At 72.4% G+C, this 13,941-nt stretch carries 11 protein-coding genes; 5 read left to right on the forward strand and 6 right to left on the reverse strand.

The window, feature by feature from the left end:
- The first annotated feature begins 4 nt into the window (after positions 1 to 4).
- Together ACWDAS_RS31495 and ACWDAS_RS31500 are read left to right on the forward strand one after the other, a co-directional pair.
- Positions 5 to 1,807: an ABC transporter transmembrane domain-containing protein gene (locus ACWDAS_RS31495; RefSeq protein ID WP_450397788.1), complete on the forward strand. Its 1,803-nt coding sequence runs from the start codon at positions 5 to 7 to the stop codon at positions 1,805 to 1,807.
- Entirely contained in the window at positions 1,804 to 3,585 is a 1,782-nt protein-coding gene (locus ACWDAS_RS31500) for an ABC transporter ATP-binding protein (protein ID WP_450397790.1), read from the forward strand. Before ACWDAS_RS31495 ends, ACWDAS_RS31500 begins: the two co-directional genes overlap by 4 nt.
- Before the next feature lie 64 nt (positions 3,586 to 3,649).
- Here the strand turns inward: ACWDAS_RS31500 and ACWDAS_RS31505 are convergent, their stop codons facing one another.
- Entirely contained in the window at positions 3,650 to 4,447 is a 798-nt protein-coding gene (locus ACWDAS_RS31505; RefSeq protein WP_450397792.1) for a metal-dependent hydrolase, read from the reverse strand.
- A 132-nt stretch (positions 4,448 to 4,579) separates the two neighbouring features.
- On the opposite strand from ACWDAS_RS31505, the gene ACWDAS_RS31510 reads away from it, so the two are divergent.
- Together ACWDAS_RS31510 and ACWDAS_RS31515 are read left to right on the forward strand one after the other, a co-directional pair.
- Complete coding sequence (locus tag ACWDAS_RS31510) at positions 4,580 to 7,093, forward strand: DEAD/DEAH box helicase (RefSeq protein WP_450397794.1); 2,514 nt, start codon at positions 4,580 to 4,582, stop codon at positions 7,091 to 7,093.
- A gap of 37 nt (positions 7,094 to 7,130) precedes the next feature.
- On the forward strand, positions 7,131 to 7,997 hold the full coding sequence (locus ACWDAS_RS31515) for an acyl-CoA thioesterase (RefSeq protein ID WP_450397795.1): 867 nt from the start codon (positions 7,131 to 7,133) through the stop codon (positions 7,995 to 7,997).
- A 72-nt stretch (positions 7,998 to 8,069) separates the two neighbouring features.
- On the opposite strand, the gene ACWDAS_RS31520 is transcribed toward ACWDAS_RS31515, so the two are convergent.
- From ACWDAS_RS31520 to ACWDAS_RS31540, 5 genes are all read right to left on the reverse strand, one after another.
- Positions 8,070 to 8,984 (reverse strand): DUF6397 family protein, encoded by a 915-nt coding sequence (locus ACWDAS_RS31520; protein WP_450397797.1) that lies wholly within the window; start codon positions 8,982 to 8,984, stop codon positions 8,070 to 8,072.
- A 98-nt stretch (positions 8,985 to 9,082) separates the two neighbouring features.
- A complete protein-coding gene (locus ACWDAS_RS31525) occupies positions 9,083 to 9,562 on the reverse strand; it encodes a macro domain-containing protein (RefSeq protein WP_450397799.1) in 480 nt (159 codons plus the stop codon).
- Positions 9,563 to 9,614: 52 nt separating this feature from the next.
- A complete protein-coding gene (locus ACWDAS_RS31530) occupies positions 9,615 to 10,007 on the reverse strand; it encodes a DUF742 domain-containing protein (protein ID WP_450397801.1) in 393 nt (130 codons plus the stop codon).
- A 6-nt stretch (positions 10,008 to 10,013) separates the two neighbouring features.
- Positions 10,014 to 10,424 (reverse strand): roadblock/LC7 domain-containing protein, encoded by a 411-nt coding sequence (locus tag ACWDAS_RS31535; protein WP_450397802.1) that lies wholly within the window; start codon positions 10,422 to 10,424, stop codon positions 10,014 to 10,016.
- Positions 10,421 to 12,691 carry a sensor histidine kinase gene (locus tag ACWDAS_RS31540; protein WP_450397804.1) on the reverse strand — a complete coding sequence of 757 codons (2,271 nt, stop codon included), beginning with the start codon at positions 12,689 to 12,691 and terminating at the stop codon, positions 10,421 to 10,423. Before ACWDAS_RS31540 ends, ACWDAS_RS31535 begins: the two co-directional genes overlap by 4 nt.
- 228 nt (positions 12,692 to 12,919) lie before the next feature.
- Here ACWDAS_RS31540 and ACWDAS_RS31545 point away from each other — a divergent pair, with 228 nt between their 5' ends.
- Positions 12,920 to 13,939, forward strand: coding sequence for an alpha/beta fold hydrolase (locus tag ACWDAS_RS31545; RefSeq protein WP_450397806.1), 1,020 nt, complete (start codon positions 12,920 to 12,922; stop codon positions 13,937 to 13,939).
- Positions 13,940 to 13,941 lie beyond the last annotated feature (2 nt).

Consider the following 13,941-nt stretch of genomic DNA (forward strand, 5'->3'; position numbering starts at 1 on the left):
CGTCATGTCGCTTCGCGCTCTCCCCCATGCCGACCCGGGTGTCCCCGACACCCGGTCCGGCTTCCGTTTCCTGCTCTGGCTGGAACGGCGCCAGATCGGTGGCCAGATCAAGGCAACGCTGTGGGGCACCCTCCACATGGCGGCCGTGGCCTGCTTCCCGACCGCAGTCGGCATCGCCGTGCAGGCCGTCGTCGACCGCTCCGGCGGGCGGCTGGCGCTCGCCGGCGGCCTGATCCTCGCCCTGGGCGTGGTGACGGCGGTCGGCGACACCATGCTGCACCGCACCGCCATCACCAACTGGATCACCGCGGCCGCCCGGGTGCAGCTGCTGCTCTCGCGGAAGACCGTGGAGCTGGGCTCGCTGCTCACCCGGCGGGTCGCGGCCGGCGAGGTCGTCGCGGTGAGCACCGGGGACGTCGAGAAGATCGGCTGGTTCGTCGAGGCGCTTGCGCGCTTCGCGTGCTCGTTGCTGGCGACCGTCGGCGTCACCGTCGCCCTCGTGGTCTACCGGCCGGAACTGGGGCTCATCGTCGCTGCCGGCGTGCCCGTACTGGCCCTGGCTGTGCTGCCGTTGCTGCCGCACGCGACGCGGCGCGCCGACGAACAGCGTGCCAAGGCGGGCAAGGCGACGGAACTGGCCTCGGACACCGTGGCGGGCCTGCGCGTGCTGCGCGGCATCGGCGGCGAGGAGCTGTTCCTGTCCCGCTACCGGCAGGCCTCCCAGGATGTCCGCAGCGCCGCCGTGCGCAACGCCCGGATGTGGGCGCTGATCAGCGCCGTGCAGGTGGCCCTGCCGGGGCTGCTGCTGCTCGCGGTGACCTGGTACGGCGCACGGCTGGCGCTGGACGGGCGGATCACGGTGGGCGAACTGGTCACCGTCTACGGGACGGTCGTCTTCCTGCTCTTCCCGCTGCGGGGCTTCGAGGAGATCGCGATGGCGTACTCCTTCTCCCGCCCGTCCGCCAAGCGTGCGGCCCGGGTGCTCGCGCTGGGGCGGGACACCGCCGGCGACGGCACGGCGGCCGGGGGAGGCACGGCGGAGGCGCCGGCGGGCGACCTCTGCGACCCCCTGACGGGGCTGCTCGCCCCGGCCGGGGAACTGACCGCCGTGGTGTGCGGGGACCCGGACGCGGCGGGCGCCCTCGCCGACCGGCTGGGCGGGCACAGCCCGGACCGGGCGGAGGACGAGCCCTCGGTGCTGCTGGGCGGCACGGCGCTGGACGACCTGCCGCTGGCGGCGGCCCGCGCGGCCGTACTGGTCCAGGACAAGGAACCGGTGCTGCTGTCCGGCACGCTGAACGAGCTGCTGGACGTCCCCACGTCGGGCAACGTCACCGCGGCCGGGGCGCTCGCCGCGGCGCAGTGCGGTGACGTGCTCGACGCGCTGGCCCAGGCCTCTGTGGACGACTCCGGGGACCCGATGCGGTCCCGGATCACCGAGCGCGGACGTTCCCTGTCGGGCGGGCAGCGGCAGCGGCTGGCGCTGGCGCGGTCGCTGGTCGCCGACCCGGAGGTCCTGGTGCTGGACGAGCCGACCAGCGCGGTCGACACGCACACCGAGGCCCGGATCGCCCAGGGCCTGCGGGCGCTGCGCGCCGGCCGGACGACCGTGCTCCTGACCTCCAGCCCGCTGCTGCTTGACCGGGCGGACCGCGTGGTGTTCGTCGAGGACGGCTCGGTGCGCGCGTCCGGCACGCACCGCGAACTGCTCCGCGCCCACCTCGGCTACCGCGCCGTGGTCACCCGCGAGACCGAGCAGGAACTCCAGGAATCCGCACGACTCCAGAAAGCCGAGGAATCCGCATGATCGGCGTGAAACCGCCGGAGTACGACCCGGCCGCGCCGCAGCACGTGACGACCCTGCCGGTGGGCTCGCCCGCCACGGTGCGGGGTTACGTCGGCGAGCTGGCCCGGCGGCACCGGCGTGCCTTCGCCGTGCTCATCGCGGTGAACACGGTCGCGGTCGTCGCCTCGATGGTCGGCCCCTATCTGCTGGGCAGGCTGGTCGAGGACCTGGCCGCGGGCCATCGCGACCTGCACATCGGGCGCACCATGGCGCTGTTCGCCACCGCGCTCGCCGTACAGGCCGTGTTCGTCCGGGAGGTGCGGCTGCGCGGCGCGATCCTGGGCGAGCGGATGCTGGCCGATCTGCGCGAGGACTTCCTCGTACGGTCGGTGGGGCTGCCCCCGGGCGTCCTGGAACGCGCGGGCACGGGCGACCTGCTGTCCCGCATCACCACGGACATCGACCGGCTCTCGAACGCGATGCGCGAGGCCGTGCCGCAGCTGGCGATCGCCGTCGTGTGGAGCGGACTGCTGCTCGGCGCGCTGGCGGCCACCTCGCCACCGCTGGCGCTGGCGGTGCTCGTGGCCCTTCCGGTGCTGCTGGTGGGCTGCCGCTGGTACTTCCGGCGCGCGCCGAGGGCGTACCGCTCCGAGGCCGCCGGCTACGCGGCCGTCTCGGCGGTGCTCGCGGAGTCGGTGGACGCCGGGCGCACCATCGAGGCGCACCGGCTCGGTGACCGCCGCGAGGAGCTGTCGCGCACCCGCATCCGCCAGTGGGTGGCGTGGGAGCGCTACACGATGTGGCTGCGCAGCGTGCTCTTCCCGGCGATCAACGTGACCTACACGCTGATCCTCGCGTCGGTGCTGATCATCGGCGGGACGCTCGTACTGCACGGCTGGGTGTCGGTCGGCGAGCTGACCACCGGCGCGCTGTACGCGCAGATGCTGGTCGACCCGATCAGCCTCATCCTGCGCTGGTACGACGAGCTGCAGGTGGCACAGGTGTCGCTGGCCCGGCTGGTGGGCGTCCGGGAGGTCGAGCAGGGCGCGGGGGACGAGGGGGTGGCCCCGGACGGCCGCGACGTCCACGCCGACGAGGTGCGCTTCGGCTACCGCGCCGGCAGCGACGTGCTGCACGGGGTGAGCCTGCGGGTCCGCCCGGGCACCCGGCTGGCCCTGGTCGGCCCCTCCGGGGCCGGCAAGTCGACGCTGGGACGGCTGCTGGCCGGGATCTACAGCCCGCGGACGGGCGAGATCACGCTGGGCGGCGCCCGGCTGGCCCGGATGCCCGCGGAGCGGGTGCGCGAGCACGTGGCCCTGGTCAACCAGGAGCACCACGTCTTCGTGGGCACACTCCGGGACAACCTGCTGCTCGCCAGGGCCGGAGCGGACGACGACGAGCTGTGGGCGGCGCTGACCGCGGTCGACGCCGACGGCTGGGCACGCGCGCTGGACGACGGGCTGAACACCGAGGTCGGCTCTGGCGGCACCGCGCTGACCCCGGCCCAGGCCCAGCAGGTGGCGCTGGCACGACTGGTCCTCGCCGACCCGCACACCCTGGTGCTGGACGAGGCGACCTCACTGCTGGACCCGCGCGCGGCGCGCCATCTGGAGCGGTCGCTGGCCCGCGTGCTGGACGGCCGGACCGTGGTGGCCATCGCGCACCGGCTGCACACCGCGCACGACGCGGACCTGATCGCGGTGGTCGAGGACGGCCGCATCAGCGAGCTGGGCAGCCACCACCAGCTGGTCGAGGCCGACGGCGCCTACGCCGCCCTGTGGCGGTCCTGGCACGGCTAGACGTGTCCGGGGGTGGCCGTTCCCCTGTCCCGGCCCCACGACGGCCGGGACAGGGGGAACGCACTCAGCCTCCGAAGACCCCGAGCGCCCCGAGGGCGCCCAGGCCGCCGACGGCGAAGAAGACCGGCGTGAGCACCTTGATCTCGACCCAGCTGCCCGCGCGGAACCGCATGGCCTTCGGCGGGCCGAGCGGGAACCAGCGCTTGCGGCCGATCGGGATGGGCCACAGGATCGGGCAGCCGGAGACGGTCAGGGCGTCGCCGATGCAGTGCACGAGGGCGCCCAGCACGATGGGGATGCCGATCCACAGGTACTGCTGCCCGGGCTCGGTGAACAGCCAGCCCTTGCCGTTCTCGGTGCCGTCCAGCACGTCCGCCAGCACCCAGGCGCTGGTGGCGCCGAGCAGCCAGACCAGGACGTCGCTGGAAACCCGGGCCTGCCGCCACAGCAGTCCTTCGACCGCGAGCACCGCGTGCACGAACAGGATCGCCAGAACCCCCCAGCGCCCGCCGTACACGGCGATCAGCGAGGCACCGCCGCCGATCAGGACGGCCCAGACCCAGGTGTGGGTCAGGGTGCGGTGACCACCGGAACGGCGCGGGTCACCGGGCTTGCGCGTGGCCTTGTAGGTCGCGTACGAGATCTTGTCGATGATCTCGCAGAACCACCGGGAGACCGGCCCGAAGGCCCGCGATATCGTGGCCGCCTTGTGGTCGAGGTCGGGGGCGAGGGCGGCGCCGGCACAGATCAGGGCGCCGACCACGAGCGTCGGCCAGGGCATGGGGTGGTCGAGCGCGGCGGCGAGTGCTCCCACCCCCAGCCATGCCGCCGCTCCGGAGATAGAGTGCGCCGGTCCCATCATGGTGTGCCCCGCCCCTTTCGACCCGCCTGCAGGCGGAGTTGACGCGTAATCGACGGCACACCATACCGCCGGTCGATCTTCCTCCGTACCGCCGGTTCCTCCCCCGGTCCGCGAGGCAGGCAAGATGGTGGTGTGACCCTTATCGATCAGCTGCCTGCCGAGCCCGACCCCGATGCCCTCTTCGAGGCCTTCTCGTCCTGGGCGGAGGGCCGGGGCATCTCGCTCTATCCCGCCCAGGAGGAGGCGCTGATCGAGGTGGTGTCCGGGGCGAACGTCATCCTGTCGACGCCCACCGGCTCGGGAAAGAGCCTGGTCGCGGCGGGTGCGCACTTCGCCGCGCTGGCCCGGGACGAGGTCACCTTCTACACCGCCCCGATCAAGGCGCTGGTGTCGGAGAAGTTCTTCGACCTGTGCAAGCTCTTCGGCACCGAGAACGTCGGCATGCTGACCGGCGACGCCTCCGTCAACCCGGACGCGCCCGTCATCTGCTGCACCGCGGAGGTGCTGGCGTCGATAGCGCTCCGGGACGGCAAGGACGCCGACATCGGCCAGGTCGTCATGGACGAGTTCCACTTCTACGCGGAGCCGGACCGGGGCTGGGCGTGGCAGATCCCCCTGCTGGAGCTGCCGCAGGCGCAGTTCCTGCTGATGTCGGCGACGCTCGGCGACGTCACGCGCTTCGAGAAGGACCTCACCCGCCGTACCGGCCGCCCCACGGCCGTCGTACGCTCCGCCACGCGCCCGGTACCGCTGTCGTACGAGTACCGGCTGACGCCGCTCACCGAGACGCTGACCGAGCTGCTGGAGACCCGCCAGGCCCCCGTCTACATCGTGCACTTCACGCAGGCGGCGGCCGTGGAGCGCGCCCAGGCGCTGATGAGCATCAACATGTGCACGCGGGCCGAGAAGGAGGCCATCGCCGAGCTCATCGGGAACTTCCGCTTCACCACGAAGTTCGGCCGCAATCTGTCCCGCTACGTCCGTCACGGGATCGGCGTGCATCACGCCGGCATGCTGCCCAAGTACCGGCGCCTGGTGGAGAAGCTGGCGCAGGCGGGGCTGCTGAAGGTCATCTGCGGCACCGACACCCTGGGCGTCGGCGTCAACGTGCCGATCCGCACCGTGCTCTTCACCGCCCTCACCAAGTACGACGGCAACCGCGTGCGCGTGCTGCGCTCCCGCGAGTTCCACCAGATCGCGGGCCGGGCCGGGCGGGCCGGCTTCGACACGTCGGGCTTCGTCGTGGCCCAGGCGCCGGAGCACGTGATCGAGAACGAGAAGGCCCTGGCGAAGGCCGGTGACGACCCGAAGAAGCGCCGCAAGGTGGTGCGCAAGAAGGCGCCCGAGGGCTTCGTCGGGTGGACGGAGAGCACGTTCGAGAAGCTGATCGCCTCCGACCCCGAGCCGCTCACCTCCCGCTTCCGGGTCACCCACGCGATGCTGCTGTCGGTGATCGCCCGCCCGGGCAACGCCTTCGACGCGATGCGGCGGCTGCTCGAGGACAACCACGAGGACCGCAGGGCCCAGCTGCGGCACATCCGGCGCGCCATCGCGATCTACCGCTCGCTGCTGGCGGGCGGAGTCGTGGAACGCCTGGACGAGCCCGACGAGGAGGGCCGCATCGTCCGGCTGACGGTGGACCTGCAGCAGGACTTCGCGCTGAACCAGCCGCTGTCCACCTTCGCGCTGGCCTCCTTCGAGTTGCTGGACCCCGAGTCCCCCTCCTATGCGCTGGACATGCTGTCGGTGATCGAGTCCACCCTCGACGATCCCCGGCAGATCCTCGCCGCCCAGGAGAACAAGGCGCGCGGCGAGGCGGTGGCCGCGATGAAGGCCGACGGCGTGGAGTACGAGGAGCGGATGGAGCGGCTCCAGGACATCTCCTATCCCAAGCCGCTGGAGGAGGTGCTCTCGCACGCCTACGGCGTCTACCGCAAGAGCCACCCGTGGGTCGGCGACCACCCGCTGTCGCCCAAGTCGGTCGTACGCGACATGTACGAACGGGCCATGACCTTCTCGGAGTTCGTCTCGCACTACGAGCTGGCCAGGACCGAGGGCATCGTCCTGCGCTACCTGGCGGGGGCCTACAAGGCGCTGGAGCACACCGTCCCGGACGACCTGAAGTCCGAGGACCTGCAGGATCTGATCGCCTGGCTGGGCGAACTGGTCCGCCAGGTCGACTCCAGCCTCCTCGACGAGTGGGAGCAGCTCGCCAACCCCGAGGAGATGACGGCCGAGGAGGCCCAGGAGCGCGCCGACCAGGTCAAGCCGGTCACGGCCAACGCCCGAGCCTTCCGGGTGCTGGTGCGCAACGCGATGTTCCGCCGGGTGGAACTGGCCGCGCTGGAGCGGTTCGCCGAACTCGGCGAGATGGACTCGGATGCGGGCTGGGACGCGGACGCCTGGGCCGACGCGATGGACGCCTACTGGGACGAGTACGAGGATCTGGGCACCGGGCCGGACGCGCGCGGCCCGAAGCTGCTGCAGATCGAGGAGCGTCCCGAGGAGGGCCTGTGGAAGGTCCGCCAGACCTTCGCCGACCCCAACGGCGACCACGACTGGGGCATCTCGGCCGACATCGACCTCACCGCCTCCGACGAGGAGGGCCGCGCGGTGGTCAAGGTGACGGCCGTGGGCGCGCTGTGACCGCGAGACCGACCACCCGCACGAAGGAGCACACCCGATGACCAACCCCGCCGAGCGGCTGGTGGACCTGCTGGACCTGGAGAAGATCGAGGAGAACATCTTCCGAGGGCAGAGCCCCCAGGAACGCCTCCAGCGGGTCTTCGGCGGGCAGGTGGCGGGCCAGGCACTGGTCGCGGCAGGGCGCACGACGGACGGCACCCGTCCGGTGCACTCGCTGCACGCGTACTTCCTGCGGCCGGGGCGCCCCGGGGTGCCGATCGTGTACCAGGTGGAGCGGATCCGTGACGGCCGCTCCTTCACCACCCGGCGCGTTGTCGCGGTGCAGGAGGGGCGGACGATCTTCAATCTGACTGCCTCCTTCCACCTGCCGGAGCCCGGGTTCGAGCACCAGCTGCCGATGCGGGAGGTCCCGGATCCGGAGAGCCTGCCGAAGCTGGCCGACGAACTCCGGGAACACCTGGGGGAACTGCCCGAGCAGTTGGAGCGGATGGCGCGACGGCAGCCGTTCGACATCCGCTACGTGGACCGCCTGCGGTGGACCGCCGAGGAGATCGAGGGCGCGGAGCCGCGCAGCGCGGTCTGGATGCGGGCGGTCGGGCCGCTCGGCGACGACCCGCTGGTGCACACCTGCGCACTCGCGTACGCCAGCGACATGATGCTGCTGGACGCCGTGCGCGTACCGGTCGAGCCGCTGTGGGGACCGCGCGGGTTCGACATGGCCTCGCTGGACCACGCGATGTGGTTCCACCGGCCGTTCCGGACCGACGAGTGGTTCCTGTACGACCAGGAGTCGCCCATCGCGACCGGCGCCCGTGGCCTGGCCCGCGGCCGGATCTACGACCGCGAGGGCAGGCTTCTGGTCTCCGTGGTCCAGGAGGGGCTGTTCCGGAAGCACGGCGGCTGAGCCGGGCGTTTCCGGCGCGGCCTTGGTCCGCGTCGCGCCGGCGGAGCAGGGGGCACCGCGGCCGACCGCCCGTCATCCGAGCCCGAGGAGGCGTCGCCAGCGGCCGCGAGGCGGGGCAGGTGGCGGCGGGGACGCTGCGGGCGGAGGCGGTGGGGCCGGTGGGTCGGGTGCGGGCGGCGGGGTGGGCGTGTGGGGCGCGGTGAGGGCGGGCGCCTCCCGTTCGGGTTGTGGCGCGGGCCGTGACGCGCGGGCCCGCAGCAGGGCGTCCGCGAGGGAGACCTGGGCGAAGGTGATCTCGTCGGGGTGGGCGGCGACGGTCTGGGCCTCGATCATCTCGCGCGTCGCGTACGACCCTGTGCTCCCTGGCGGCAGTGCCGGGCACAGCCGCCGCAGGTAGGCGCGTTCGCGCAGGCCCGGAACCGCCTCGGCCGCCGCCTCCGGGCCCAGCAGGGCGGCCCAGGCCGCCGCCTCGGCCCACGCGTCCTCCGCGTCGCGCACCAGTTCCTCCACGCGGCGCGCCCGCCAGCCGCGGGCCCGATGGTCCTCGCCCTCGTCTAGGGCGTCCCTCAGCTCGACGGGCAGCCTGCCCTCCAGGAGCGCCGGGTGGGCCTGGGCCAACCGCCGCACCTCGTCGGCGAGATACAGCCACACCACCGCGCGGTAGCGGTTGACGTACCAGCGCACGGGACGGATGAGGCCGCCCTTGGCGAGTCGGGTGAAGCGCTCCCGGCTGATGCCGATCAGCGCCGCGCCCTCGATGCTGCCCACCAGCTCAAGCCGCTCACGCAGGCGGTCCGGAAAGCCCTCCTCCGCCCGCAACCGGTCCACGTCCGCCCGTACGACGCGCCGCCGCCCGCCGACGGCCGGTGCCGTGCGGACTTCCCCGGTCTGCAGCGCGACCTCGAACTCCTCAGCCTCCAGCCCCAGTTCCTCCCGGGCTCGCTGCATGCCGAGCGCCGCCCGGGCGGTGGTCTCCTTGACAGCCATGCCACTCTCCCTCTGACCTTCCGCAATGACTCATCACTGACAGTCACGACGATAGGTCCTGGCGCCGCCATCCGCCGGGGCCTGTGGATAACTCCGCGTCACCCCTCGTGGTCGTAGACCGTCACGGCGATTCCCTTGCGCACCAGTTGCTCCTCGATCAGCGGTGCCACGCGCTCCCAGCGTCCGCCCGCGAGCCCGCAGCCGATGCGCGGCATGTGCACGGAGGCGCCCAACTCCGCGGCCTTGCCGGCCACCGCCGCCAGCCCCGTGCCGATCGCGTCGTACCGCACCGGCGCTCCCTTGCTGCCCGTGCGGATGCCGCGCTGTCCGACCAGGTTGGCGACCCACACCCGCTCGGCGACCTGGACGAACTGGACGGCGCCCAGGTCGAAGTCGTTCTTCGCGCGTTCTCGGTGCCACCGCCGGTACGCCGCCTCGGGCTCCGGCCAGCGACGGGAGATCGCGAGCACGAACCCCCTGCCCCAGCCGCCCAGGTCGTTGCAGACGTGGACGATCAGCTTGACGCCCTTGCCCTGCGGTGCACTGGCGTCCCCCCGGACGTACGTGATCGCATCCATGCCGCCACGGTACGTCCGGGGACCGACATCGCCGCCGGAGCGGCGGGCCGGCTCACAGTGCGCGCAGGCCGTCGATGACGTCCTTGAGCAGCCCGACGTCCGGCAGTTCGGCCGGAGGCACGGGCCGGATGGCCCGCAGGTGGCCGTCGCGGAGGAGGTCGCCGAGGAGTACTCGGACGACGCCCAGCGCCAGATCGGCCTCCGCCGCCAGCTCGGCGACCGTGAGCGGGCCGTCCCGGCACAGGTCCAGAAGGGCCAGGTGCTCCTCGTCGAGGTCGTCTTCCGAGACCGCACCGGCAGCCGGGACCATGACGGCGATCAGATCGACGTCACCGTCGGAGTCCGGCCGTGTGCGGCCGCCGGTGATGGTGTAGGCGCGCACCATCGGGCCGGCCTCGTCGTCATACCAGAGCGCGCCCTCGTCTCCCGGCGGGCTCGGGCTCATGCTTCATCACTCCCCCGGGGCCGCCGCGTCGTGCCGGCGCGGCGTGACACCGAGGTGTTCACCGACCCGGTGGACCATGAGGGTCATCTCGTAGGCGATCTGGCCGACGTCGGCCTGCACCCCGCTGAGCACGGACAGGCAACTGCCCTCGCCCGCGGCCGTGACGAACAGGAATCCGTCGTCGAACTCGACCATCGTCTGCCGCACGCCGCCCGCTTCGAAATGCCGCCCCGCGCCCTTGGCGAGGCTGTGGAACCCGGACGAGACGGCGGCCAGGTGCTCGGCCGTGGCACGGTCCAGACTGGTGCTCGCCCCGGTCACCAGACCGTCGCTGGAGAGCACGAGCGCGTGCCTGACGTGCGGCACCCGTTCGGTCAGATCGTCCATCAGCCATGTGAGTCCACTGCTCACCGTCATCCCCCGTTCTCCCCGGTCTCCGCTGTCCCTTGCGGTGTTGCGGCGTCCCTCCCGCGGGCCAGCCCGCGGGCGAACGCCGTGATGGTGGAACGAGCCTCCTCCGGAGATCGTTCCCTTTCCGCTCCACCGCCAGGTGGCTCCCCCGGACTCTCGTGCACGACGTCGTCCCGGAGCTGTGCCACGAGACTGGCTTGTCGCTGCCGCTTCGGCAACCCCGAAACGGTGCGCCCGTCCTCCCGCGGCCTGCTCGGTCCCCGCCGCGGCCTGGGAGTGCGCGGCGCCGCGTCGGCCCGGTCCGGCCGCGACGACTCGGGCACCGCGCGCGGGCGCAGCACCTGCTCGCCGGTCTCCGCGTCGTCGCCCGAGGCCTCCACGAGCACGGACTGCGGGACGAACACCACGGCCACCGTGCCGTCGTAGCGGCCCCGGCGCAGCGTGACGCGTACGCCCTGACGGGCGGCGAGCCGACCGACGGTGAACAGGCCCAGGCGGTCGGTCTCGGGGAGGTCGGTCCCCGAGGCGGCCTCGCCGAGCTCCTCGTTCGCCTCGGCGAGCCGTTCCTGGCTCATGCCCAGACCCCGGTCCTCGATCTCCAGCACGTAACCGCCGGCGACCACCTCGCCGCGCACCTCGACCTTGGTGTCGGGCGGCGAGAAGGCGGTGGCGTTGTCGATGAGCTCGGCGAGCAGGTGCAGCACGTCGGCGACGGCGGGTCCGGTCAGTGCCACCCGGGGCATGCGCCGTACGACGACCCGCTGGTAGTTCTCGACCTCGCCGACCGCGGCGCGTGCCACCTCGGCGAGCCGCACCGGGCGGCGCCAGGCGCGGCCTGGTGCGTTGCCGGAGAGGATGAGCAGGCCCTCGGCGTGCCGGCGCATGCGGACGGCGATGTGGTCGACGCGGAAGAGGTCGTCCAGGTCGGCCGGATCCTCGGAGCGCCGCTCCATGGCGTCGAGCAGGGTGAGTTGACGGTGCAGCAGCACCTGGCTGCGCCGGGCCAGGTTGGTGAAGACCGCGGATACGCCGCGGCGCAGCTTCTCCTGGTCGACGGCGGCCTGTACGGCCGCGCGCTGGGCGTTGTTGAACGCCCGTCCGACCTGTCCGATCTCGTCGGCGCCGAAGTGCAGGTCGGGGGCGGCCCGGGCCACCGCTGCGTCGTCGAGCTCCTCACCGGCGCGCAGCCTGCGGAGCACCTCGGGCAGGCGCTTGCCGGACAGTTCCAGGGCCTGGTTGCGCAGCAGGGTGAGTCTGCGGGCGATGCCGCGCCCGATGAGCAGCGAGACGACGACCGAGAGCACCACGAGGAACAGACCGGCGAGGCTCACCGCGCCGGTCCGCACGAGGACGTCCATGCCGTCGTTGCGAGCCTGCTCGCCCACCTCGCGAGCGGCCTCGACATTGATGTTGCTGAGTTCGGTGAGTGCCCGGTCGGCGTTCTCCCGCCAGCGGTCGCGGGAGACGACGAGACCGACGTCCTTGGCTCCCGCCGAACGGGCCGCGGTCTCCATGGAGTCGAGCGTCCAGGCGACGCTGCCGCCCTCGAACTCGTCGAGCCGCTCCTTGGCGGCCTTGGTCAACTCCGGGTCGACGATGGAGTGCAGCAGCTTGCGGCCGTCGATGGTGCCGATGAACTCGCGGTACTGACTGCCGGTCATGGGCGACCCCACCTGTGCCGCGGTGAGCATCGCGTCCTCGCGGGACAGCAGTTCCCTGGCCCGCACGAGGTCGATGACGAAGCCGCCCTGGCGGGCCACCTCGCCGCTCTGGAGCGCGGCGAGCGCTCCGCGGAGCCTGAAGATGGGGTCGATCACAGCCGAGTAGCGGTGCAGCGTCATCGACCAGCCGATTCCCCGCTGTCGGACGTCCTCGCGGAGCGGCTCCAGATCCTTGGCGGCGGTGATGAGCTCGGCGAGCCGCTGCCGCTGGGCGAGGTCGAGATCGGTGCCCTGCGCCTGCTCGCGCGCGTGGTCACGGACGGTCGCGAGCAGCCGGTCGGTCGTTCGCTCGCTGCCCTCGAGCTCGGCCCCGCCGCTCGCGCCGTCGGACGCCACATAGGCGACGGCGACACGCCGCTCGACCTGCAGGGCCCGTCCGAGCTCGTCGGCGGGGGTGCCGTAGTAGCGGTAGGTGTCGGCGATCCCCATGAGGGCGAAGGCCCCGCGCACCGAGGTGAAGGTGCTGTATGTCCACAGCCCCGCCAGCGAGATCAGCGGCACCAGGAGAAGGGCCACGAGTTGCGTGCGGATGGTGCGGGGGCGCAGGCGCATGCGTCAGGTCCTCGGTCGACCATGGGTTCGATACGGAGGGGCACAGTCTGGCCGAAGAAGGCCCCCTTGGAGGCGCCGACTGTGACATCTCACAATCACTTTCCCTCGGATGCCCGGGAATGCGGGGCACCGGCCGCGCCCGTTCCGGTCGCAACCGGTGATGGGGCGTTCACATCCTGCTAACGGCGCGGCATTGCGGGGGAAACCCCGCTGTCGCACGCTGGACGCATGGAACGCGGACAGGTCGTGCGCCGGGTCTACGGTCCCACTTCGGAGGCGGAGGACGATTCCCAGAGCGTCCCCCTGGTCCATCGCGACATCCACGGCTACCGGCGGGCGTTCCGGCTGGGCGGCAGCGGGCCGCCGCTGCTGCTGATCCACGGTCTCGGCGACTCGTCGGCGACGTGGGAGCACATCCTGCCGCGGCTGGGGCGCCGGCACACGGTGATCGCGCCCGATCTGCTGGGACACGGAGACAGCGAGCGGCCGCGCGCCGACTACGCGGTCGCGGCCTACGCGTGCGGCATGCGCGACCTGCTCGGCGTGCTGGACGTCGACCGGGTGTCGGTCGTCGGCCACTCGCTCGGTGCGGGCGTCGCGATGCAGTTCGCCTACCAGTTCCCCGAGCGCTGCGAACGCCTGGTGATCGTGGGCGGCGGTGGCCTGGGACCGGAGGTGCACCCCTTACTGCGGCTGGCCGCGGGCCCGGGCTCGGAACTGACGCTGCCGCTGGCCACATCGCCGCCCGTGCGCAAGGCGCTGCGGCTGCTCGCGCCGCTGCTGCGGAACACCGGAGGACTCGGGCTGGGCCGCCACGACTTCGACTACGTCCTCGAGCGCTACCTCATGCTGGACAGCGCCATGGCGCGCCAGGCCTTCCTGCGCACTCTGCGCGCGGGTGTGGATCTGCGCGGCCAGGTCATCACCATGATGGACCGCAGTTATCTGACGGCGGGCCTGCCCACCCTCATCGTGTGGGGCGAGCACGACGGGGTGATCCCGGTGCGCCATGCGCTGATGGCGCACACCGCGATGCCCGGGAGCCGGCTGGAGCTGTTCGAGGACGCGGGTCATTTTCCGCACCATGACGCGCCCGAGCGTTTCGTCGCCGTACTGGAGGACTTCCTCGCCGGCACCTCGCCGCAGGAGTACGACCCGGTCCGCTGGCGCCGGCTGCTGCGGCGCGGACGCATGGATGTGCCGCTGTACCAGGAGGTGGAGCCGCCACACCCCTCCAGCGGGTCCTGAGG

This window comes from Streptomyces sp. NPDC001070 (assembly GCF_053598835.1).

What these genes read in the sequence shown, in the direction of transcription:
- ACWDAS_RS31495 (WP_450397788.1), top strand. Translation starts at nt 5, where the DNA reads ATGTCGCTTCGCGCTCTCCCCCATGCCGACCCGGGTGTCCCCGACACC.
- ACWDAS_RS31500 (WP_450397790.1), top strand. Translation starts at nt 1,804, where the DNA reads ATGATCGGCGTGAAACCGCCGGAGTACGACCCGGCCGCGCCGCAGCAC.
- ACWDAS_RS31505 (WP_450397792.1), bottom strand. Translation starts at nt 4,447, where the DNA reads ATGATGGGACCGGCGCACTCTATCTCCGGAGCGGCGGCATGGCTGGGG.
- ACWDAS_RS31515 (WP_450397795.1), top strand. Translation starts at nt 7,131, where the DNA reads ATGACCAACCCCGCCGAGCGGCTGGTGGACCTGCTGGACCTGGAGAAG.
- ACWDAS_RS31520 (WP_450397797.1), bottom strand. Translation starts at nt 8,984, where the DNA reads ATGGCTGTCAAGGAGACCACCGCCCGGGCGGCGCTCGGCATGCAGCGA.
- ACWDAS_RS31525 (WP_450397799.1), bottom strand. Translation starts at nt 9,562, where the DNA reads ATGGATGCGATCACGTACGTCCGGGGGGACGCCAGTGCACCGCAGGGC.
- ACWDAS_RS31530 (WP_450397801.1), bottom strand. Translation starts at nt 10,007, where the DNA reads ATGAGCCCGAGCCCGCCGGGAGACGAGGGCGCGCTCTGGTATGACGAC.
- ACWDAS_RS31535 (WP_450397802.1), bottom strand. Translation starts at nt 10,424, where the DNA reads ATGACGGTGAGCAGTGGACTCACATGGCTGATGGACGATCTGACCGAA.
- ACWDAS_RS31540 (WP_450397804.1), bottom strand. Translation starts at nt 12,691, where the DNA reads ATGCGCCTGCGCCCCCGCACCATCCGCACGCAACTCGTGGCCCTTCTC.
- ACWDAS_RS31545 (WP_450397806.1), top strand. Translation starts at nt 12,920, where the DNA reads ATGGAACGCGGACAGGTCGTGCGCCGGGTCTACGGTCCCACTTCGGAG.